The organism is Catenuloplanes niger (assembly GCF_031458255.1).
Lineage (GTDB): Bacteria > Actinomycetota > Actinomycetes > Mycobacteriales > Micromonosporaceae > Catenuloplanes > Catenuloplanes niger.
In genome coordinates this window covers 8,297,195-8,318,860 of the sequence record NZ_JAVDYC010000001.1, presented here as the reverse complement: position 1 = coordinate 8,318,860, position 21,666 = coordinate 8,297,195, and the positions used below count along the sequence as shown (strand labels likewise).

Genomic DNA, 21,666 nt, shown 5'->3' with positions numbered 1-21,666 from the left:
AGACAGCGTCGCGTTCATGCATCCCACACCACCTCGCGACCGTGGCCGGAAACAGGTCGCGCTCTCCCTGGTCGCCGCGGGACCAGGCAGAACGGCCGCCGCGTTCCTAGGCTGAGCGCATGCAACCGGAACTGGGTGAATTCCTGCGGGCCCAACGCGCCGCGCTGACCCCGGAACAGACCGGGCTGCCCTCGCACGGGCTGCGCCGGGTCCACGGACTGCGCCGGGAAGAGGTGGCCGTGCTCACCGGGGTGAGCGTCGACTACTACACGCGCCTGGAACAGGGCCGCGAGAAGAACCCCTCGATCCAGATCATCGAGGCGCTGGCGACCGGGCTCGGCCTCGACCCGGACGCCCGGGCGCATGCGTTCCGGCTCGCCGGTCTCCTGCCCCCGGCCACCGGCAGCGCCCCGCGCCCGCGGGCCGATCCGGAACTGGCGCGGCTGCTGACGGCATGGCCCACGACGCCCGCGTTCGTCCTCTCCGACGCGCTCGACGTGCTGGCCCGCAACCCGCTGGCGGCCGCGCTCTACCGCGGTTTCGAGAAGCACGACAATCTGCTGCGGATGACCTTCCTCGACCCGGAGGGCCGGCGCTTCTACACCGACTGGCAGCGGGCCGCCGAGGCGGCCGTGGGCAACCTGCGCGAGGCGAGCGGCCGGAACCCCGGGGACCGCCGGATCGCCGAGCTGGTGACCGAGCTGAGCGAGCAGAGCGAGGATTTCCGGGAGATCTGGGGACGACAACGGGTCCGCTCCAAACGCCATGAGCCGAAGGTCTTCTCCCACCCCGATGTGGGTGAGCTCGCCCTGACCTACTTCGCCTTCGACGTACGCGGCGCCCGGGCCCAGCAGCTGATCGTCTACGCGGCCGAGCCCGGCACGCCCAGCGCCGACAACCTGGCCCTGCTGAGCACGCTCGTGGATCGACCCCGGATCCAGACCTGATCCCGCCCGCTGCCGTTACCGCGACGGACCGCCCGCCGGCGGAACGCGTCGTCACCCGGCGGTGGCCGCCGCCGGTACGAGCACCGCGCCCACCTCCGTCACCTCGCACGCCGTGCACCGGCGGGAACAGCGGTCGCGGCTCGGCGGCGGGACACCCGAGGGCGACGACCACGAAACCCACGCCGCGGCGACGGTGGGGCTGATCCGGTCCCGTTGTCCCGGCCGGCGCCATGGTCGTCGTCGAGCGCGTCGGTCCCGTGCCCGCCGGAGCGGTGCGGCCGCGGTTCGCGTCACCGGCCGGTGAGGCGAACCGCGGCCGCGGGTTCGGAGCCGGGCTCCGCGTCGGAGGGCCGTTACCGCAGGGTGCCGGTGGCCGGTGGGAAGGCCCACTCCACGACGACGGTCACCGACACCGGCTGGCGGCCCGGTTCGACCGGCACCGCCGCGTCCGCCGAGAGGCTGTAGTCGGCGGACCCGCCGTGGTAGCCGGAGCTCTCCTCGCTCACCCGGACCACCCGGCCGAGCGACCGGCCCGCCTGCCGGGCATACAGCTCGGCCTTTCCGCGGGCGTCGGCGAACGCCTTCTCCCGGGCCCGGACGAGCAGCGCGGACCGGTTCTCGATCGCGAACGTCACGCCGTGCAGCCGCGCCGCGTCACCGCCGGCCGCGATCGTGGCGGACATGATCGTCCCGGCCCGCGGCACGTCCCGTACCGTCGCGGTCAGGCCCTGGTGCGCGGTGTAGCCGGTGATCTTCTTGTCCTCGTTCTCCCGCGCTCGGAGCGTGACGTCCGAGGTCTGCAGGTCGGCCCGGGCGACGCCGGCGCGGACCAGCGCGTCGCGCATCCGGGTGATCCCCGCGCCGGCGCCGTCCATGGCCTCGCTGACCGTGGGCGCGCCGGCCTCGGCCGCGAAGGTCGCGACGAGCAGGTCCGGCTCGCCGAACACCTCGCCCGTCCCGCTGACCACGACGCCCTCCCGGGCCTGGCTTGCGGCCGGATCCGACGCGGCGGCCGCCGGACGGCCACCGAACAACGACAGCGGAAGCACGACGAGCGTGGCCAGGACGACGCGTACCGGCAACGCGGCGCGGAAATTCCTCATATTATTCCCTTCTGTAGGTCTTTGTGGTTATTTAACGCCGCCGGGTCAGCCGCCATCCGGGATTTGCGCCGAGCGAACCCCACCGGAGCACCCCCGATTGCCGCGCGCGGGCGGCGGCGTCCCCCGCCACGGCGCGCGCCGGACCGCCCTCGCCCGGGCCCGGGGTGGCCCTGGCGCGCCGTGGAGATCCCCGGGACCGGAACACCCCGGCACCGCTCGGGTACATTGGGCGTACGGTTCCACTGTTCTGTCCCCGCCGCGCTCGACCGCGGCTGCGGTGCACCCGGCCGCCGGCCGGTGCCGGGCAGCACACCCTTCCACGTTCGGAGACTGCATGGCGGCGCGCCGCCCTCGTTCGACTGCTTCCCCCACCACGTTCCACGAGCTGGGCGTGCCCGCTCCGATCGTCGAGGCGCTGGCCGCGAACGGTGTCACCACCCCGTTCCCGATCCAGGCCGCGACGCTGCCGGACGCGCTCGCCGGACGTGACGTCCTCGGCCGCGGGCGCACCGGGTCGGGCAAGACCTACGCCTTCGCGGTGCCGCTCCTGGCCCGGCTGACGGCGCGTCCCGCGCCGCGCCGCCAGGGCCGGCCCCGCGCCCTGATCCTGGCACCGACCCGCGAGCTCGCCGCACAGATCGAGGCGTCGATGGCGCCCCTGGCGGCGGCCGTGTCGCTGCGCACCCTGACGGTGTACGGCGGAGTGAGCGCGAGCCGGCAGATCGCCGGGCTGCGGGCCGGCGCCGACGTGCTGGTCGCCTGCCCGGGCCGGCTCCTCGACCTGGTGGAGAGCGGTCACGCCAACCTCGACTCGGTGGAGATCACCGTTCTCGACGAGGCCGACCACATGGCCGACCTCGGTTTCCTGCCGGTCGTCCGGCGGCTGCTCGACCAGACCCCGCGTCAGGCCCAGCGGCTGCTCTTCTCGGCCACGCTGGACGCCGGCGTCGACGTCCTGGTCCGGCGCTACCTCACCGACCCGATCACGCACAGCATCGACTCGGTCGCGGCGCCGGTCACCGTGCCGCACCACATGCTGCACATCGGCCAGCGGGACATGCTGACCGTGCTGGTCGACCTGGCCGCCGCGCCGGGCCGCACGCTGGTCTTCGCCCGCACGAAACGGCGGGCGAAGACGCTCACCCGCCAGCTCGTCCAGGCCGGTGTGCCCGCCATAGAGCTGCACGGCAACCTGGGGCAGAACGCGCGCAGCCGTAACCTGACCGCGTTCGCCAGCGGCTCCGCCACCACGCTGGTGGCGACCGACATCGCGGCTCGCGGCATCCACGTCGACGACGTCTCGCTCGTCGTCCACGCGGACCCGCCGGCGGAGTTCAAGGCATATCTGCACCGCTCCGGCCGGACCGCGCGGGCCGGCGCGACCGGCACGGTCGTCACGCTGATGACCGACGACCAGGTCGACGACGTCCGTCACCTCGCCCGCAAGGCCGGCATCACCGCCACGACCACCCGCCTGGGGCCCGGCGACCCGCTGCTGCACCAGATCGCCCCCGGACCCCGCACGCTGGTCGCGCCGCCGGCCGCGGACGCCGCCGAGCCCGCCCGCGCGGCCGGCCGGAACCGTCCCCGGAAGGCGGCCACCGCCGCGGAGACGTCCGGCACGTCCGGGCGGTCCCGGTCCCGGAAACCGGCCGCGACCGCGGAGACGGCCGGCACGTCCGGCCGGTCCCGCTCCCGAAAGCCGGCTGCCACCGGGGAGACGGCCGGCGCGACCGGCCGGTCCCGGTCCCGGAAACCGGCCGCCGCCGCGGAGACGCCCAGTCCGCGCCGCAAGTCCCGGTCGCAGGCGGCCGGCAGCGCACCGGGCGGTCAGCCCGCCGCACCGCAGCCGTCCGGGGCCGCCGCCTTCTCCGCCGGCGCCCGGGTCGGCGCCGGCCGCCGGGGTGGCCGGTCACGATAGCGCCGGCGCGTCCCGCTCCGGGTGACCGGCAGCGGGACGTCGCCTCGGCGCCGTCACGCCGTCGGGCGCGGGACGGACGTCGGTCGGCCGGTCAGCCGATCCGGCCGACGCCGCCGAAGAGGTAGACCTCGGGTTCGCCGGAGCCGGGTTCGGGGCGCCAGCGGGAGCAGGTCACGACGCCGGGTTCGAGCAGTTCCAGGCCGTCGAAGAAGCGTTCGAGCTCCGCCTTGGTCCGGGCGCGGATCGGGGTGCCGCCGCGTTCGGTGGTCTCCCGCATGACGCGCAGCATCGGCTCGCCGTGGATCTCGGCGGTGGAGTGGGTGAGCACCAGGTAGCTGCCGGCCGGCATGGCCCGCACCAGCTGGGCGACGGCACCGTACGCCACGTCGTCGTCCATCAGGTGGTTGACCACGCCGAGCAGCATGAGCCCGACGGGCTGGGAGAAGTCGAGCGTGCGGCGGGCGGCGTCGAGGATCGTCCCCGGCTCGCGCAGGTCGGCCTCGACGTAGTCGCACGCGCCTTCGGGTGCGCTGCTCAGCAGCGCCCGCGCGTGCGCCATGACCAGCGGGTCGTTGTCGATGTAGAGCACCCGGCAGCGCGGGTCGAGGGACTGCGCGACCTCGTGCGTGTTGTCCGCCGAGGGAAGGCCGGTGCCGACGTCGAGGAACTGGCGGATGCCGGCCTCGGCGACCAGGAAGCTGACCACGCGTTTGAGGAACTGGCGCTCGGACTTCGCCCCGATCGGGATGTCCGGGATGTGCGCGATCACCTCGTCGCCGGCGGCCCGGTCGACCTCGAAGTGGTCCTTGCCGCCGAGCCAGTAGTTCCAGATCCGTGCCGAGTGCGGAACCGACGTGTCCAGTGTGGAGTGGGCGGGATGCCCCGAATCCTCGGTCATGGGGGCATTCTTCCGTGCCGGCGGGGCGGTCGCGCAAGCCGGGTGGCGCGAACGGGACGCGGTGGGTGCCGTCCGGGCCGGGACCGGGTCATTCACCGGGGCGGACCAGGCCGGTGTCGTAGGCGACGATCACCGCCTGCACCCGGTCGCGCGCACCGACCTTGGCGAGGACCCGGCCGACGTGCTTCTTCACCGTCGACTCCGTCAGGACCAGGCGCTCGGCGATCTCGGTGTTGGTCCAGCCCCGGCCGATCGCGACCAGGACCTCGTGCTCACGCTCGCTCAGCGCGGTCAGTCGCGGGTCACCGGCGGCCGACGGTGCCAGGTCCCGGGTGTACGCCTCCATCAGCCGCCGGGTCAGCCGCGGCGCGACCACGGCGTCGCCGACGTCGACCGCGCGGATGCCGGCGACCAACTCCTCCGGCCGGGCGTCCTTGAGCAGGAAACCGCTGGCCCCGGCGCGCAGCCCGGCGTAGACGTACTCGTCCAGGTCGAACGTGGTCAGGATGAGCACGCGGGTACGGCCGCCGCCGGCGACGATCCGCCGGGTCGCCTCGATGCCGTCCATGCCGGGCATGCGCACGTCCATCAGCACCACGTCCGGGCGCAGGTCGGCGGCCATCCGGACGGCCTGGGTGCCGTTCTCGGCCTCGCCGACCGCGGACATGCCGGGCGTACCCTCGAGCAGCATGCGGAAGCCGAGCCGCTGCAACGGCTGGTCGTCGACGATCAGGACGGTGGTCATGCCACCGTCACCGGCCGGTCGTTGAGCAGCGCCTCCACCTGCCAGCCGCCGCCCGCGTCCGGTCCGGCGATCACCTCGCCGCCGTAGAGACCGGCCCGCTCCCGGATGCCGGCCAGGCCGTGCCCGGGCTCGTCGCCGGCCGGCGGCACGAAGCCGGTGGCCGGGCCGGTGTCGCGGACGGTCACCCGTACCGTGTCGTCGTCGGACCGGACGGTGACGGTGGCCCGCGCGCCCGCGCCCGCGTGTTTGAGCGTGTTGGTCAGCGCCTCCTGCACGATGCGGTAGACGGTCAGCTGCAGCCCGCCGCCGAGCGTGCGCACGTCGCCGTCCGTGCGGTACTCCACGGTCAGCCCGGCCGCGCGGACCCGGCGGACCAGGTCGTCGAGGTCGGCGACGCCGGGCTGCGGGCTGAGCCGGGCGTCCGTGGTGCCGTCGCGCAGCACGCCCAGTACGCGGCGCAGCTCGCCGAGCGCCTGGCGGCCGGTCTCGCCGATCAGCCGCAGCGGCTCCGCGGTCGACTCGCCACGGCTGGCGGCCAGCACCGCGCCGCCGTCCGCGAGGCCGATCATCACGGACAGGTTGTGGCCGACGATGTCGTGCATCTCCCGGGCGACCCGGGACCGTTCGGCCGCGGCGGTCAGACGTTCCCGCTGGTCCCGCTCGACCTCCAGGCGGCGGGCGCGGTCCTCGAGCGCGGCCAGGTAGGCGGCGCGGGTGCGGACCGTGAGCGCGAGCGCGACCGCGGCGGTCCCCGTACCGATCATGAAGAACGCGCTGGTCCACGGGTGCTCGACGGAGAGCAGGAAGAACAGGCCGGCCACCACCATCACGGCGGTGCCGGCGCAGGCCCAGGCGAGCGTGCGCAGGTTGCCGTGCCGGGCCAGCGCGTACAGCGCCAGCAGCATCGCCATGCCGGACTGGATCCAGGCGCCGGCCAGCCACGACCCGAGCACCACGGCCAGCACGATCGCGAGCACCACGGCCGGGGCGCGGCGGCGCCACCAGAGCGCGACCACCATCACCGCGACCAGCGCGGCCGTGACCGCGGGCGGGAGCGTGCCGAACTGCTGGTCGCCGAACGGCCCGCCGTGCCCGGGTTTGTCGTCGCCGAAGATGTCGCGCAGCCCGGACAGGATCACCGGGACCGTCACGAGCAGGTCCAGCACCCAGGGCCGCCGCCGTCCGGCGGCGGCCAGCCTCTGCTGCGCCCGCAGCAGCCAGGTGTCGCTCATCGAGCCCATTGTCGCCTATGCGTCCGACTTCACCAGGCGGTACGCGGCCGCGGCGAGCGTCACGGCCACCCAGCCGGCGAAGATCGCCAGTCCGGTCCACGGCCGGTCCGAGGTGGCCGACATGATCTCGGAGCCGGCGGTGGACGGCAGGTAGCCGTCGATCGCGTCGTACCAGTCGGCCGGCAGCAGCATCGCCAGGCCGGGCAGGATCAGCAGGCCGCCGGCGAGGATCGCGATCCCGCCCGCGCTGGAGCGGACCAGCACGCCCAGCGCCACGCCGAGCACGCCGACCAGGCCCAGGTAGAGGCCGGCCCCGAACAGGCTGCGCAGCACGCCGTCGTCGGACAGCGCCATCGACACGGTCTCGCCGTCCAGGACCGGCATGCCGATCGCGAACGCGCCGAACGCGCCGGCGACACCGGCGATCACCGCGACCGGGCCGTAGACCAGGGCTTTCGCCCAGAGGACCGGAAGCCGCGACGGTACGGCCGTGAGCGTGGCCCGGATCAGGCCGGTGGTGTACTCGCCGGCGCTGACCAGCACGCCGAGCACGCCCAGCGCCAGCGAGGCGAACGTGGTGCCGGAGATCGCGATCGTCACCGCGTCCGCGCCGTCCGGCCCGAGCGGCCCGGGCGGCCCGACCTCGCCGCCGGTCTCCGGTGACCAGGCGAGCGCGGCGATCGCGCCGAGCGCGCCGATCAGCAGCAGCGAGACGCCGAGCGTGATCCACGACGAGCGCAGCGACCAGAACTTGGTCCACTCCCCCGCCACCACGCCGCGGAACGTCAACCGGTGGGACACGGCCATGGTGGTCATGCGGGCACACTCCCGTACTCGACGCTGTCTCGGGTCAGGTCCATGAACGCGTCCTCCAGCGAGGCGGTCCGGGTGGCGAGCTGGTAGAGCGGCACGCCGTGCGCGCTGGCGATCGCGCCGATCTCGCGCGCGTCCATGCCGGTCACGTCCAGCTCGCCGTCGGCGGACGAGGCCACCCGCACGCCCGGCCGGGCCAGCAGGCCGCGCAGCCGGTCGGCTTCGTCGCTGCCGACCCGTACCCCGGTGCCGGCGCTGTTGATCAGGTCCTGGACGCTCGTGTCGGCGAGCAGCCGGCCCCTGCCGACCACGACCAGATGGTCCGCGATCAGCGCGGTCTCGGCCATCAGGTGCGAGGACAGCAGCACGGTACGGCCCTCGGCCGCGAGCCCGGCGAGCAGGCCGCGCACCCACAGCACGCCCTCCGGGTCCAGCCCGTTGACCGGCTCGTCGAGCATCACCACGGCCGGGTCGCCGAGCAGCGCGGCCGCGATGCCGAGCCGCTGGCCCATGCCGAGCGAGAACGCGCCGGCCCGCTTCCCCGCGACCGCGGTCAGCCCGGCCAGCTCCAGCACCTCGTCGACGCGGGCCCTCGGGATGCCGTGCGTGCGGGCCAGGCCGAGCAGGTGACTGCGGGCGCTGCGCCCCGGGTGCACCGACCGCGCCTCCAGCAGCGCGCCGATCTCGCGCAGCGGGGCCGCGTGCTCCCGGTAGCGGCGGCCGTTGACGGTGACCGTGCCGGCGGTGGGCCGGTCCAGGCCGATGATCATGCGCATGGTGGTCGACTTCCCGGCCCCGTTCGGACCCAGGAAACCGGTCACCTGCCCCGGCTTCGCCGTGAAGCTCAGCCGGTCCACGGCCGTCTTCACCCCGTAGCGTTTCGTGACCTCCCGCACCTCGATCACGACTCTTCTCCTCGCGTGGCGTTCCTCATGCGCTCCACGCTATGAGCGGGCCGGTCCATGATCGTGGTACCGCGGTCGACACCTCGGCCGGGCCACTGGTACCCGGGTACCAGTTCCGCGTGCGCCCCGGCCCGGTCCGGTCAGGCGCTCAGCGCCGCGTCGACCGCGGCGGCGGCGTGCAGCCGGGTGGTGGCGAAGACCGGCACGTCACTGTCGGACTGGTCGACCAGCAGCTCGATCTCGGTGCAGCCGTAGATGACGCCGTCCGCGCCCGCGGACACCAGCCGGCCGATCACGCCACGGTAGGCCTCCCGGGACTCCGGCCGGACCACGCCCAGGCACAGCTCGTCGTAGATGATGTCGTGCACCAGCCGCTGGTCCGCCGCGCTCGGCACCAGCACCCGCAGGCCGTGCGCGGCCAGCCGGTCGGCCAGGAACGGCTGCTCCATCGTGAACCGGGTGCCGAGCAGACCGACCGTGGTCACGCCCGCGGCGAGCGCGGCCGCGGCCGTCGTGTCCGCGATGTGCAGCAGCGGGATGCTCACCCGGGCCTGGATCTCGGCCGCGACCTTGTGCATCGTGTTCGTGCACAGCACCAGCGTCTCCGCGCCACCGGCCTCCAGCGAGCGCGCCGCCCGCGCCAGCTCGGCCGCGGCGTCGTCCCACCGGCCCTCCGCCTGCATCTGCTCGATGGGCGCGAAGTCCACCGAGTAGAGCAGGCACCGCGCGGAGTGCAGCCCGCCGAGCCGCTCCGCCGTCATCTCGTTGATCAGCCGGTAGTACTCGGCCGTGGACTGCCAGCTCATTCCGCCGATAAGACCGATCATGCGCATGCGCCGAGCGTAACGCCACGGTTCCACCGTCCACGTCGGTGCGTCCCGGGCCCGGTGTTCCGCCCGGCCCGGGACGGGCGCGTTCACGCCGGCTGCGTCGCGGCCGTCCGGAACACGATCAGATCCCCGTGGTACGCGGGAGCCGGCGCGATCTCCCGCCACCCGGCCCGGCGGTAGAACGCCACCGCGTCCGGCGCGTCCCGCGAGGTGACCAGCCAGGCGCGCGGGGCGTCGCCGACGACCTCGTCCAGCAGGCGACGGCCCACGCCCCGCCGCCGCGCGGACGCGCGCACCGCGAGCTCGTTGACCTCGAACACGCCGTCCAGCAGCTCCACCACCCGCTCCGGACCCAGATGATCGACGATCTCCTGGTACGCCTGGACGTCCGGCAGCGGCAGCTCGGTCGGCCAGCCGGTGGCGAACCCGTCCGCGGTCAGCACGGCCCGGAAGCCCGGCCGTGCCGCGTCCTCGTGCAGCCGGCGCCGGAAGTCCGCCACGTCCTCCGGGCCCTCGTTCCACGGCGGTCCGGTGAACACGTCCGCGTAGAGGGCGATCAGGTCATCGACGACGGCGAGCGCTTCCAGCCCGTGCACGGTCCGCATGCCGACCATCATCACCCATCGGCCGTCCGGCCCCGCACCGCGGCTTCCGCACCGGCGCCGAGTGGACGTGCCGGTTCGCCGGTCGTGATACTGGCCGGCATGATCACGGTCATCGAGGTACCACGGTCGCAGGCCGCCGACACCGCGCCGGCACGCCGGCTGGCGGACGGCGCGCGGTTCCTCGCCTCCGTCACGCCGTCGGACCGGCAGGTGCGGGTGCCGGCCGGTGGCACGCTCGCCGAGACCGCCGCCCGGGTCCGGGCCGCGCTGCCGTCCGACGGCTTCCCGGTCGTGCTCGGCGGTGACTGCGCCGTCAGCCTCGCACCGGTCACCGCCGCCGTCGCGCGCCACGGCGACCGGCTCGGCGTCGTCTGGTACGACGCGCACGGCGACCTGAACACGCCGGAGACCTCGCCGTCCGGCGCGTTCCCCGGCATGGTGCTGCGCACGCTGCTCGGCGAGGGACCCGGCGCGCTCGTGCCCGCGGTGCCGCTCCGGCCGGCCCGGGTGGCGGTCGCCGGCATGCGCGCGCTCGACCCCGCGGAATCCGCGTACCTGCGGGCACACGGCATCGGCGGCACGCTCGAACCGGGCACGGTCGCCTACCTCCACGTCGACCTGGACGTGCTGGACGGGATCACCTCGGTCAACGACCCGCAGCCGGGCGGCCTCCCACCCGCGCAGCTGCTCGCGCACGTCGCGGACGTCGCCGCCCGGCACGAGATCGTCGGCCTGACCGTGGCCGGATACGCGCCGTCCTCCACCGTCGACGAGGCGACGCTGCGCGCGCTGATCCCGGACCTGGTGCGCGTCTGCGCCGGCCGGCACGGCCCGGGTCGACGGTGAGCCGCCGGTTCCGGGCCGGTCCGCGCCGCGGCCCGTGCCCCGGAACGCCGGTCCAGGCGTCCCACCCGCACGGGGACGCCTGGACCGTTCGCCGGCGGCCCGCCGGTTACAGGCCGGTGCGGCGCCGGTGGCGGCGGGGACGGAGCGGGGCCGCCACGCCGCCGGGGCGCTGACTGCCGGTGCGCGGGGCCGGGGTGCGCGGTGTGCCGGTGGTGGCGGGCGGCAGGACCGCCGGGAGGACCAGGTCCGGGTCGGCCGCGAGGATGCGGCGGTGGGCGGCCTGCAGGCCGGCGCCCGGGTCGATGCCGAGCTCGTCGGCGAGCAGCAGGCGGACGTCCTGGTAGACGGCGAGCGCGTCGGCCTGGCGGCCGGCCTGGTAGAGCGCGAGCATCAGCAGCTCGTGCACGCGTTCGCGGAGCGGATGCTCGTCGGCGAGCGTCATCAGCTCCGGGATCGCCTCGTCGCCGTGGCCGAGTTCGACGTCGGCGGCGAGCAGGTCGATGCGGGCGGCCAGCATCTGCTGTTCGAGCCGGGTGCGCTGGGCGTCCGCGTACGGGCCGGCGGCACCGGCCAGCGGCCGGCCCCGGTGCAGCGCGACCGCGGCGCGCAGCGATGCGGCGGCCGCGGCCACGTCACCGAGGCGCCGGGCCTCGCGGGCGCTCGCCACGTGGTCGTGGAAAACGGTTACATCGGTGGCGGCGCGATCGACCGGGAGCGCGTAGCCGCCGCCGATGGAGACGATCGTGGCGGCGTCCCGGAGCAGCGTGCGCAGCCGGGACAGATAGGTGCGCACCGTGTTGATCGCGCTGCGTGGCGGCTCGTCCCCCCAGACGGCCGCGACGAGCTCGTCGACGGTGACCATGGAACCCTCACGCAGCAGCAGCGCGGCCAGCACCGTCCGCTGCTGCGGTGAGCCGAGCGGCAGCTCGGTGGCGCCGTCCCAGGCCCGTACCGGACCGAGCAGCGCGAAACGTATCCCCCCGGACATCATGTCCCTGTTTCCCCCACAACGTTCGACCAGGCCGGCACCCCCGACGAGCCGGCGTCCACCGGTAGTCCGGTGGACGATATGAACGGTAGGGGGATGTACAGGTCAACCACTGAGCAAAAACTGAACGCGCCGCTCAACGGCCTGATCATGGGGTCGTCATGCGATCGTCGATCGGGCGGTGGTGGTTTGGGGTCATGACCACCCCGGCCGCACCGGTCCGCCCCGTCGACGTCCTGTCGGCTGCCCTCGCCAACGACTCGCACGCCGTGGCCTTACGGCACGGCGATCGCAGCTGGACGTGGCGCGCGTTCATGGCACGGGTGCGGGCCGCCGCCGGCATGCTCGACGGCCTGGGTGTGCTGCCCGGCGACCGGGTGGCGCACCTGGCCGACAACGGCCCGGCCACGCTGGAGATCGCGCTGGCGTGCGCCTGGATCGGCGCGGTCTACGTGCCGATCAACGGGCGGGCCACCGAGGGCCAGGCCGCGTACATCGTGGACGACGCGGCCGCGCCGGTGCTGCTGGCCGGCGACGGCCGGGCGGAGCGGATGTCCCGGGTCCGGGTGCTGATGCCGCACCTGCGCGAGCTGGTCGACATGGAACGCAGCTACGAACTGCTGCTCGCGGACGCGCCGGCCTCGACCCGCCGGGTCGAGGTCACCGGCGAGGCGCCGTTCTGCCAGCTGTACGCGTCCGGCCGGGACGGGTTCCCGCGTGGCGCGGTGCTCACCCACGCGGCGATGGCCTCGGTCTGTGACGTGCTCGCGGACGCGATCGGGCTGACGCCGTCGGCCGTGAGCCTGGTGGTGACGCCGATGTCCCGGGTGGCCGCGCTGTCGCAGGCGCTGATGGCGACCCGGCACGGCGCCGAGACCGTGATCCTGCCGGAGGTGACCGCGGCCGCGGTGCTGGACGAGATCGAGACGCGGCGGGTGACGCACACGTTCGTGCCGCCGACGCTGCTGGCCGCGATGGCCGCGGAGCCGGGCGCGGCGGACCGGGACCTGAGCAGCCTGGTCAACCTGGCGTACGGCGCCGCGCCGATGCCGCCGTCGATGATCCGCGCGGTCGGTTCGGTGCTGCACACGAACCTGCTGCAGGTGTACGGCGTGACCGAGGCGGCCGGCGCGACGACCGTGCTGGTCGCGGCCGACCACGCGGACGACGTGCGGGTGGCGTCCGCGGGCCGGCCGCTGCCGGGCGTGCGGCTGCGGATCAGGGACCCGAGGTCCGGGGACGGCATCCCGGACGGGATGGTCGGCGAGGTGCAGGTGTCGACGCCGCGCGCGATGACCGCGTACTGGCGGCAGCCGGAGGAGACGGCGGCGGCGCGGACGCCGGACGGCTGGCTGCGCACCGGCGACTCCGGCTACCTGGACGCGGACGGCTACCTCTACCTGGTCGGCCGCCTGTCCACCCGGTGACCCGCCGCCGCGCCCCGGTTCACGGACGTGGCGGCGGCAGCAGCGCGCGGAGGCGGTCCGCGGACGGGTGGTAGACGCCGTCCAGGCGTTCCAGCGCGCCGGCCCGGCAGTGCGCGGCCGCGCCCTCGTGGCCGAGGCGCGCGTGGCAGCCGGCCAGCCGGGCCAGCAGCTCCACGGTGATCCACTCGTCGTTGCGGCCCAGCGACAGCGCCTTCTCGTAGGCCTCCACCGCGCCGTCCGGATCACCGGCGTGCTCGCGCATCCGGCCGATCTGCTGCCAGCCGTTCTGCACCTGCAACCAGTTCTCGATGCTCTCGTGCACCGCGATCCCGGCCGCCCGTTCCGCGACCGCGGCCTCCACGTCGCCGGTGCGGTGCAGCACGCGCAGCGCGGTCTGCCGGTAGGTGAACCCGATCAGGTCGCGGGCGTGCGTGGTGCGGCCGTCCGCGCGGCCGGGCGGCCCGGCCCGGTCGATGTCGGCGAGCAGCGCGCGCATCTCGTCCGCGTACCCGGCGGCCCGCTCGATGCTGTCGCCGTCCGGCCACTCGTCGCGTTCGGTGAGGACGGAGGCCATGCCGCCGAGCCCGATCGCGATCCGGATCGGGTCGCCCGACTCCCGGCCCACCGCCGCGGCCAGCGACCACTCCCGGTGTGCCTGCTCGTGGTCGCCGGCCCGGTGGTAGCAGTTGCCGAGCACGTTGTGCAGGTAGCCGCGCCACCACACGTCGCCGCGCCGGCGGGCGGCGGCCAGCGCGGTCCGGGCGAACGGGATCGCCTCGTCCCAGCGGCCGAGGTGGTCGAGCAGGAAACCGTTCATGCCCCAGCAGAGCAGCCACACGTACTCGTCGAGCCCGGCCCGGTCGGCCGCGTCCAGTGCGGCGCTCAGGTTCTCCCGCTCCGCGTCGAACCAGGCGACCGCGTCCGGCACGTCCACCGGCGTGAACGGCACGACACCGGCTGCGGGAGTGCCGGGATCACGCTGCCGCCGGTACGGGTTGGTCAGCCGCGCGCCCGCGATCACCGAGTGCAGGTAGTGGTCGAGGATCCGGACGAGGTCGCCCTCCCGGTCGTCCGCGGCGATCTCCAGCGCGTAGGCCCGGACCAGGTCGTGCGCGGCGTACCGGCCGGGCCGCGGCTCGCTGAGCAGCTGCGCGTCGGTGAGCTCGGCGAGCAGGCCGAGCGTCTCCGACGAGGTGCGGCCGGCCGCGCTGATCGCGGTCGCGAGCGGCACGTCCGGCCCCGGGTGCCGGCCGAGCCGCCGGAACAGTTCCGCCGCGTCCGCGCCGAGCCGCCGATAGGACCAGGAGAAGACGGTACGCACGTCCCGGCCGACGTTGACGGCGGCGAACGCGTCCAGCCCGTCCCGCCGGCGCAGCTCGGCCGCGACCGTGGCCAGCGTGTACGCCGGGCTGCGCTCGGCCCAGGCCGCGCAGATGGCCAGCGCCAGCGGCAGCCCGCCGCACACCCGGACGATCTCCGCGGCCGCCCACGGCTCCGCGTCCACCCGCGCGGCGCCGAGCCGGGACCGCAGGTAGCCGAGCGCGTCGGAGTCCCGGAACACGTCCAGCCCGACCGACCGCGCGTCCTCGTCGACGGAGAGCCCACCGAGGTAGCTGCGGCTGGTGACGAGCACCGCGCAGCCGGCCGTGCCGGGCAGCAGCGGCCGGACCTGCTCGTCGTCGCGCGCGTTGTCCAGCACCACCAGGATCTTCCGGCCGGCCAGCACACTGCGGTACAGCGCGGACAGACCGTCCAGCGTGGCCGGCTGATTCGACCGGGGCACGCCCAGCGCCTCCAGGAACCCGTGCAGCGCCTCGACCGGCGACAGCGGCACGCCGCTGGGCGCGAACCCGCGCAGGTCCACGTAGAGCTGCCCGTCCGGGTAGCGCGGCGCGGCCCGGTGCGCCCAGTGCAGCGCCAGGCTGGTCTTGCCGACGCCGCCGAGGCCACCGACCAGCACCAGCGGGCGCGGGCCGGCGATCGCGTCCAGCCGGGCCAGCTCCGCGGTCCGGCCGGTGAACGTGACCGGCGGCGTGGGCAGCTGCGCGGGCCGGACGACCGCGGGGGCGGTCACCGCCCGGTGCGCGTCGCGCAGCAGCGGGCCGGGCTCGATGCCCAGCTCGCCGACGAGCCGTTCGCGGGCGGCGCGGAAGTGGTCGAGCGCGTCGGTGGTGCGGCCGGCCGCGGCGAGCGTGCGCAGCAGCCGGGCCTGCAGACCCTCGTCGTACGGGTGCCAGCCGGCCGCGCACTCCAGCACCGGGGCGAGCACGGCGCCCCGCCCGGCGTCGAGCGCGGCGTCCGCGGCCTCGGCCAGCACGGCCGCGTGCTCGCGGTCCAGGTCGGCGAAGACCGGGTGGGCGCGGGCCTCCGCCGGCAGGCCGGTGCCGGCCGGTGCGGTCCACAGCCCGAGCCCGGCCGCGTACGCGTCCACCGCGGCCGCCGTGCGCCCGGCCGCGGCCAGGTCGCGCGCCTGGCCCAGGAACGTGCGGTAGCGGCGCAGGTCCGAGTCCACGTCGAGGCGGTACCCGGCGGCGGTCCGGCCGATCGGGCCAGCCACCCGGCGCAGCCGGCTGACGTACTGCTGCACGGTCGCGGCCGCGGCCTGCGGCGGGTCGCCGGACCAGAGCACGTCGGAGATCACGCCGGCCGCGACCGGCTCACCCGCGGCCGTGAGCAGCACGGCCAGCAGCACGCGCTGCTGCGGCGAGCCGAGCGGCAACTCCACGCCGTCGCGCAGGCCGCGGATCGGGCCCAGCACCTCGAACCACACCGGCACGCCGACTCAGCCCTCGGCCGTCTCGTAGGCGTCCAGCCGGGCACGCAGCTGGTCGGCGTAGGCGTGGTAGACGCCGTCCGCGAGCCGCCGGGCGCGGGCGCGCAGCCGGGCCGCGGCCGCCCGGTCGCCGAGCCGGGCGTGGCAGGCCGCGAGCGAGACCAGCACCTCGGTGCCGCTCCACTGCCAGCGCTGCATCAGGGCCAGCCCTCGCTCGTACGCCTCGATCGCCTCCGCGTCCTGGCCGACGTGCTGGTAGATGCGGCCGAGCAGCTCCCAGCCCCAGCCCTCACGCGCCCAGTTGCCGACGCCGCGGTGCATCTCGATGCCGCGGCGCAGCTCGGCCGCGGCCGCCTCCACGTCGCCGGTGCGGTGCAGGATCCGCAGCGCGAAGAACTCGGCGCAGATGCCGAGCAGTTCCCGGGCGCGCACCGTGTACGGGTCCGGCCGCCCGGGCGGCGCGTCCCGGTCCAGGTGCCCGCAGAGCGCGACCGCCTCGTCCGCGAACGCGGCGGCCCGCTCGATCTCGTCGCCGGTCGGCCAGCGGCCGTTGTCGGTGAGCGTGCTGGCCATCCCGGCCAGGCCGATGCCGGTGCGGACCGGGTCGTCCGCCTCCCGGCCGGCCTTGACCGCGAGCGACCACTGCCGGTACGCCTCCGCGTAGTCGCCGAACCGGTGGTGGCAGATGCCGAGCGCGTTGTGCAGGTAGCCGCGCCACCACAGCGAGTTCTGCCGCTCGGCCGCGGCCAGCGCGCGGCGGGCCGCCGGGATCACCTCGTCCCACCGGCCGAGCTGGTCCATCAGGTAGCCGTTCAGACCCCAGGCGAAATACCACAGGTACGGGTCGAGGCCGTGCTGCTCGGCCGCGTCCATCGCGGCCGAGATGTTCTCCCGTTCCTCGCCGAACCAGGCGAGCGCCTCGTCCGTGTCGCGCGGCGTGAACGGCCGCACCCGGTCCGCGATCCCGCCGGTGTCGATCGGCGTGCGCAGCGGGTTGACCAGCTGCGCGCCGGCCAGCAGCGAGTGCAGGTAGTGGTCGAGCGTGCGGCGCAGCGTCTCCTGCCGTTCGGCCGGTTCGCCCAGCTCGGCCGCGTACGCCCGGACCAGGTCGTGCGCGCCGTACCGGCCGGGCCGCAGTTCGGAGATCAGGTGCGCGTCGGCCAGCTCGGCCAGCAGTGTGAGCGTCTCCGGTGTGCCGCGGCCGGCGATGCTGGCCACGGTGCCGAGCGCGACGTCGCCGCCGGGGTGCAGGCCGAGCCGGCGGAACAGCTCCGCGGCGCCGGGCGTGAGCCGCCGGTAGGACCAGGAGAAGACGGCGCGCACGTCCCGGCCGGTGGCGACGCCTGCGAACGCGTCCAGGCCGGCCCGCCGCCGGATCTCCGCCGCGACCGTGCCGAGCGTGAACGCCGGGCTGCGTTCCGTCCACGCGGCACAGATCGCCAGCGCCAGCGGCAGCCCGCCGCACACCTCGATGATCTCGGCGGCCGCCTCCGGTTCCGCGTCGACGCGCTCCTTGCCGAGCCGGGAACGCAGGTAGCGGTAGGCGTCGGCGTCGCTGAACACGTCCAGCCCGACCGACCGGGCGCCCTCGTCGACCGCGAGCCCACCGAGGTAGCTGCGGCTGGTGACGACGACCGCGCAGCCGGCCGTGCCGGGCAGCAGCGGCCGGACCTGCTCGTCGTCGCGCGCGTTGTCCAGCACCACCAGGATCTTCCGGCCGGCCAGCACACTGCGGTACAGCGCGGACAGACCGTCCAGCGTGGCCGGCTGATTCGACCGGGGCACGCCCAGCGCCTCCAGGAACCCGTGCAGCGCCTCGACCGGCGACAGCGGCGGGTTGCGCGGCGCGAACCCGCGCAGGTCCACGTAGAGCTGGCCGTCCGGGTAGTCGGACATCACCCGGTGCGCCCAGCGCAGCGCGAGCGCGGTCTTGCCGACGCCGCCCAGCCCGCCGACCACGACCAGCGGCATCGCGCCCTCGGCCAGTGCGTCGAGGCGGTCCAGCTCGACGTCCCGGCCGGAGAACGAGCCGAGGTCCGCGGGCAGCTGCGCGGGGCGTACCACCTGGGGCTTCTCGTGGACGAGCGGCGCCGGTTCCGGTTCGGCCAGCAGCTCGCGGTGGGCCGCCCGCAGCAGCGGGCCGGGCTCGATGCCCAGCTCGCCGACGAGCCGGTCGCGGACCTCGCGGTAGCGGCGCAGCCCGTCGGCGCGGCGGCCGGCCGCGGCCAGCGCCCGCAGCAGCTGCGCGTGCACGCCCTCGTCGAACGGGTGCCAGACCGCGGCCCGGTCCAGCGCCGGGACCAGCGCGGCGCCGAACCCGCGGGACACCGCGTCGTCGGCGGCCTCGACCAGCGTGGTGACGTGCTCGCGGTCCAGGCCGGCGAAGACCGGGTGACCGCGCGCCTCCGGCGGCAGGTTCGCCGCGGCCGGACCGGTCCAGAGCGCGAACGCCTCCCGGAACATCGCACCGGCGGCGACCCGGTCCGTGCCGTGGAGCGCGCGGGCGTCCCGGATCAGCGCGCGCCAGCGCAGCAGGTCGACCTGGTCGGCGCCGGCGGCCAGCTGGTAGCCGCCGGCGGTGCGCCGGAGCAGCCCGCCGGTGTCACGGGCCGGCCGGTCCGGTTCGATGATCTTGCGAAGCCGGCTGACGTACTGCTGGACCGTGGCGGCCGCGGCGGTGGGCGGCGCGTCGCCCCACAGCACGTCCAGGATCGTGGCCATGCCGACCGGCTCACCGGCCGCGGCCAGCAGCACCGCGAGCAGCGTGCGCTGTTGCGGCGGGCCGAGCTCCAGCTCCACGTCGTCCCGGCGGCCCCGCACCGGGCCGAGCACCTGCAGCCACATCTCAGACACCGGGTGCCGGGTCCAGGAGGGCGTCCGCGGCCGCGGTGCGCAGCCAGGCCACCGCGTCGCCGTCGCTCCAGTGCAGGTCGTCGACGAGCGTGAACAGCGAGGAGTATCCGAAGTAGAACCAGAGCAGCGCGTCCGCGTGCGGCACGTCGACGCCGGCGCGCAGCGCGCCGAGCCGGGCCAGGCGCTTCGCGGCCAGCAGCAGGCCGGAACGGTACCGGTCGGTCGCCTCGGCCAGCGACGCGGCCGCGGCCGGCTCGTGCGGCGCGGTGGCCATGATGACGCGCAGCACGTCGCCCCACTCGCGGCGCATGTCGAGCGTGGTGTCCGCGACCAGGTCCAGGATGCGGCCCGGGTCGTCGGCGCGGTCGATCAGCTCCAGGTTGGCGGTGACCGCGGGCGCGGCCGCGCAGAACCGCATCAGCGAGCGCAGCAGCCCGGCCTTGCCACCGGCCACGGCGTAGACGGTCGCGGGCGAGACCCGGGCGGCGCGGGCCACCTCCTCGACCTTGACCGCGAAGTAACCCCGCTCGCGGAACAGGCGGCGGGCGGCCTCGAGGATGGATCGGTGGGTCGCGGCCGTGTACCCGGCACGACGGCTGCGCCGCGCTGGTCCCGCCTGGGTGGTGCTCATAACGCGCGAGTCTAGGTCGGTTCACTGGAGACCGGCTCCAGCGAAGTCTGATATATCGATTTCTGTCGCCTATCCGGCTTGCGCCCGCGACGAACGGTATGGACACGCACGGTGACCGGTTGCCAAGCGATGATCTTCCTGCCTGCGAAAACGCCGTTCTGCGGGCCGCACCGCCGTCACGGTGAGATCGTCCCGGCCACCGGCAGATCCGCGGCGTGACGTCAGACAAGGCTCTGGGTGCCGAGGACGGTCACGAGCGCGAGCCGCTCCGCGTCCTCGGTGCCCGGCTCGGCCGTGTAGACCATGATCCGCAGGTCGTCCTGGGCCACGACCAGCGTGTCACAGTCCAGTGCGATCCGGCCGACCGCGGGGTGCTCGATGATCTTCTGCCGGGCCGGCCCCTCGGCCGGCGGGTCCGCGTCCCACAGCTCCGGGAACCGTGGGCAGGCGCGCAGCTCGTTCACCAGTCTCGCGAGCGCGCGGTCCGCCGGGTACCGCGACACGGTCAGCCGCAGGTCCGCCACCAGCCCGGCCTCCAGGCGGGCCCGCTCCTGCGCGGCGTGCACCACCCGGGTGTTGCGGCCGGTGAGGTGGCGCCAGATCGCGTTGCGCTCCAGGCCGCGCCAGGCCGTCGTCTCCCCCATCAGCGCGTCGTACGGCGCGTTCGCCAGCACCAGCGTCCAGCTCGCGTCGTAGACGACGACCGGCGTGTGGGACAACCGGTCCAGCAGCCGCTGCACGCTCGGCGGCACCCGGGACGGCAGCACGTCACGCCCCGGCGCCGCGTGCCCGGCCAGCCGGTAGAGCAGGTCACGCTCGGCGTCGCCGATCCGCAGCGCCCGGGCCAGCGCCTCCACCACCTGCGCGGACGGCGCGGTCGCCCGGCCCTGCTCCAGGCGGGTGAGGTAGTCCGCGGAGATCCCGGCCAGCGCGGCCAGTTCCTCCCGGCGCAGCCCGGCCGCGCGCCGCCGCCGACCCACCGGGACGCCGACCTTCCCCGGAGCCACCCGGTCCCGCAAGCGCCGCAGCATCGCGCCGAACTCCCACGACTCCATGCGCTCCAGTCTGCGCGCCGGGCCGCCGGCTGTCCTGGCCCCGGCAGTCCTACGACAACGGGACGGCTGCCTGCGCCCCGCCCCGGGGCCGACGCTCGGGACATGACCTCCGTACTGATCACCGGCCCGTCCCGCAACCTCGGCCGGGCCACCACGCTCGCGCTCGCCGACCGCGGCGCCGACCTGCTGCTCGTCGGCCGCAACCTGTCCGCGGTCGCCGGCGAGGCACGCGACCGCGGCGCCCGGGTGCACGAGCTCACCGCCGACCTGTCCCGGCTCGCCGACGTGCGGGCCGCGGCCGCCGCCGCGAAGAACCTGATCGACACCGGCACGGTACGCCCGCTGCGCGCGCTGATCGCGAACGCCGGCCTGATGTCGGGCGACACCCGGCGCACCTCCGCGGACGGCCACGAACTGACGTTCGCGGTCAACTACCTGGCCCATGCGCAGCTCGTCGCGGACCTGCACACCACGCTGACCGCGCCGGCCCGGATCGTGCTGCTCGGCTCGAACACGTACCACCAGAACATCTGGCGGCGGCTCCTCAATGTGGCGGAAGCCCGCTGGCGCGACCCGCTCGACCTGGCCCGGCCGTCCGACGACCCGCCCGGCGTCGCCTACTCCAACGCCAAGCTCGCCATCCTCTACTACGCCCACGAACTGCAGCGGCACGTCGCCCCCGGCATCGGCGTGACCGTGTTCGAGCCCGGCTGGATGCCCGGCACCGCGCTCGGCCGCGACGCGCCGCCCGCGGCCCGGGCCGTCGGTCGCGCGCTGGGCCGGTTCCCCGGCGTCGCGAACCCGGAACGGTCCGGGCCCGCGCTGGCATCGGTCGCGCTCGACGACCGCTGGGCGCATCTGCGCGACGGCGCCTTCGTGCTCCGCGACCACGTCATCGAGGCCAAGCCGGTCGCGCACGACCGGGCCCGCGAACGCCGCCTCTGGGAGGCCACCGCGCACCTGCTCGCCGTCCCCGCCTGACCGGCGCGGCCGGGCGAGGTCTCGTGATCATCGACACCCCGGGGAAGCGCGCAACTCTCCCCTCTCGGGAGAGTAGGGTGACGGCGGGTCCGGGGAGCGGCCGCCGGCCCTCG

General features: G+C 75.2%; 18 protein-coding genes. 5 read left to right on the top strand and 13 right to left on the bottom strand.

Annotated elements, in window-relative coordinates; genetic code table 11:
- The first annotated feature begins 119 nt into the window (after window positions 1–119).
- Window positions 120–947: a helix-turn-helix transcriptional regulator gene (locus J2S44_RS36470; protein WP_310423848.1), complete on the top strand. Its 828-nt coding sequence runs from the start codon at window positions 120–122 to the stop codon at window positions 945–947.
- A 353-nt stretch (window positions 948–1,300) separates the two neighbouring features.
- Here the strand turns inward: J2S44_RS36470 and J2S44_RS36465 are convergent, their stop codons facing one another.
- A complete protein-coding gene (locus J2S44_RS36465) occupies window positions 1,301–2,050 on the bottom strand; it encodes an SIMPL domain-containing protein (protein WP_310423845.1) in 750 nt (249 codons plus the stop codon).
- Window positions 2,051–2,384: 334 nt separating this feature from the next.
- Here J2S44_RS36465 and J2S44_RS36460 point away from each other — a divergent pair, with 334 nt between their 5' ends.
- Complete coding sequence (locus J2S44_RS36460) at window positions 2,385–3,971, top strand: DEAD/DEAH box helicase (protein WP_310423843.1); 1,587 nt, start codon at window positions 2,385–2,387, stop codon at window positions 3,969–3,971.
- 91 nt (window positions 3,972–4,062) lie between these two features.
- Here J2S44_RS36460 and J2S44_RS36455 read toward each other — a convergent pair whose 3' ends face one another.
- The 7 genes from J2S44_RS36455 to J2S44_RS36425 all read right to left on the bottom strand — a co-directional run bounded on the left by J2S44_RS36455 (window position 4,063) and on the right by J2S44_RS36425 (window position 9,999).
- Window positions 4,063–4,869, bottom strand: a complete 807-nt coding sequence (locus J2S44_RS36455; RefSeq protein ID WP_310423840.1) for an SAM-dependent methyltransferase — start codon at window positions 4,867–4,869, stop codon at window positions 4,063–4,065.
- 88 nt (window positions 4,870–4,957) lie between these two features.
- On the bottom strand, window positions 4,958–5,614 hold the full coding sequence (locus J2S44_RS36450; RefSeq protein ID WP_310423838.1) for a response regulator: 657 nt from the start codon (window positions 5,612–5,614) through the stop codon (window positions 4,958–4,960).
- Complete coding sequence (locus J2S44_RS36445; protein ID WP_310423835.1) at window positions 5,611–6,846, bottom strand: sensor histidine kinase; 1,236 nt, start codon at window positions 6,844–6,846, stop codon at window positions 5,611–5,613. Before J2S44_RS36445 ends, J2S44_RS36450 begins: the two co-directional genes overlap by 4 nt.
- A gap of 15 nt (window positions 6,847–6,861) precedes the next feature.
- Complete coding sequence (locus J2S44_RS36440) at window positions 6,862–7,662, bottom strand: ABC-2 transporter permease (protein ID WP_310423832.1); 801 nt, start codon at window positions 7,660–7,662, stop codon at window positions 6,862–6,864.
- Window positions 7,659–8,564 carry an ATP-binding cassette domain-containing protein gene (locus J2S44_RS36435; RefSeq protein ID WP_310423829.1) on the bottom strand — a complete coding sequence of 302 codons (906 nt, stop codon included), beginning with the start codon at window positions 8,562–8,564 and terminating at the stop codon, window positions 7,659–7,661. The genes J2S44_RS36440 and J2S44_RS36435 overlap by 4 nt, the downstream gene beginning before the upstream one ends.
- Before the next feature lie 140 nt (window positions 8,565–8,704).
- Window positions 8,705–9,391 (bottom strand): aspartate/glutamate racemase family protein, encoded by a 687-nt coding sequence (locus J2S44_RS36430; RefSeq protein ID WP_310430096.1) that lies wholly within the window; start codon window positions 9,389–9,391, stop codon window positions 8,705–8,707.
- Between the two features lie 89 nt (window positions 9,392–9,480).
- Entirely contained in the window at window positions 9,481–9,999 is a 519-nt protein-coding gene (locus J2S44_RS36425; RefSeq protein ID WP_310423825.1) for a GNAT family N-acetyltransferase, read from the bottom strand.
- A 99-nt stretch (window positions 10,000–10,098) separates the two neighbouring features.
- Between J2S44_RS36425 and J2S44_RS36420 the strand changes: the two genes are divergently transcribed.
- Window positions 10,099–10,845 carry an arginase family protein gene (locus J2S44_RS36420; protein ID WP_310423823.1) on the top strand — a complete coding sequence of 249 codons (747 nt, stop codon included), beginning with the start codon at window positions 10,099–10,101 and terminating at the stop codon, window positions 10,843–10,845.
- 106 nt (window positions 10,846–10,951) lie between these two features.
- Here J2S44_RS36420 and J2S44_RS36415 read toward each other — a convergent pair whose 3' ends face one another.
- Window positions 10,952–11,836 (bottom strand): AfsR/SARP family transcriptional regulator, encoded by an 885-nt coding sequence (locus J2S44_RS36415; protein WP_310423820.1) that lies wholly within the window; start codon window positions 11,834–11,836, stop codon window positions 10,952–10,954.
- Window positions 11,837–12,030: 194 nt separating this feature from the next.
- Here J2S44_RS36415 and J2S44_RS36410 point away from each other — a divergent pair, with 194 nt between their 5' ends.
- Window positions 12,031–13,260, top strand: coding sequence for an AMP-binding protein (locus tag J2S44_RS36410; protein ID WP_310423817.1), 1,230 nt, complete (start codon window positions 12,031–12,033; stop codon window positions 13,258–13,260).
- A 19-nt stretch (window positions 13,261–13,279) separates the two neighbouring features.
- On the opposite strand, the gene J2S44_RS36405 is transcribed toward J2S44_RS36410, so the two are convergent.
- From J2S44_RS36405 to J2S44_RS36390, 4 genes are all read right to left on the bottom strand, one after another.
- A complete protein-coding gene (locus J2S44_RS36405; RefSeq protein ID WP_310423815.1) occupies window positions 13,280–16,036 on the bottom strand; it encodes an AfsR/SARP family transcriptional regulator in 2,757 nt (918 codons plus the stop codon).
- Between the two features lie 6 nt (window positions 16,037–16,042).
- Window positions 16,043–18,877, bottom strand: coding sequence for an AfsR/SARP family transcriptional regulator (locus J2S44_RS36400; RefSeq protein WP_310430094.1), 2,835 nt, complete (start codon window positions 18,875–18,877; stop codon window positions 16,043–16,045).
- A 1-nt stretch (window position 18,878) separates the two neighbouring features.
- Entirely contained in the window at window positions 18,879–19,517 is a 639-nt protein-coding gene (locus J2S44_RS36395) for a TetR/AcrR family transcriptional regulator (RefSeq protein WP_310423812.1), read from the bottom strand.
- 221 nt (window positions 19,518–19,738) lie between these two features.
- Window positions 19,739–20,572 carry a helix-turn-helix transcriptional regulator gene (locus J2S44_RS36390; RefSeq protein ID WP_310423808.1) on the bottom strand — a complete coding sequence of 278 codons (834 nt, stop codon included), beginning with the start codon at window positions 20,570–20,572 and terminating at the stop codon, window positions 19,739–19,741.
- Window positions 20,573–20,674: 102 nt separating this feature from the next.
- On the opposite strand from J2S44_RS36390, the gene J2S44_RS36385 reads away from it, so the two are divergent.
- Entirely contained in the window at window positions 20,675–21,553 is an 879-nt protein-coding gene (locus J2S44_RS36385) for an SDR family NAD(P)-dependent oxidoreductase (RefSeq protein WP_310423805.1), read from the top strand.
- Window positions 21,554–21,666 lie beyond the last annotated feature (113 nt).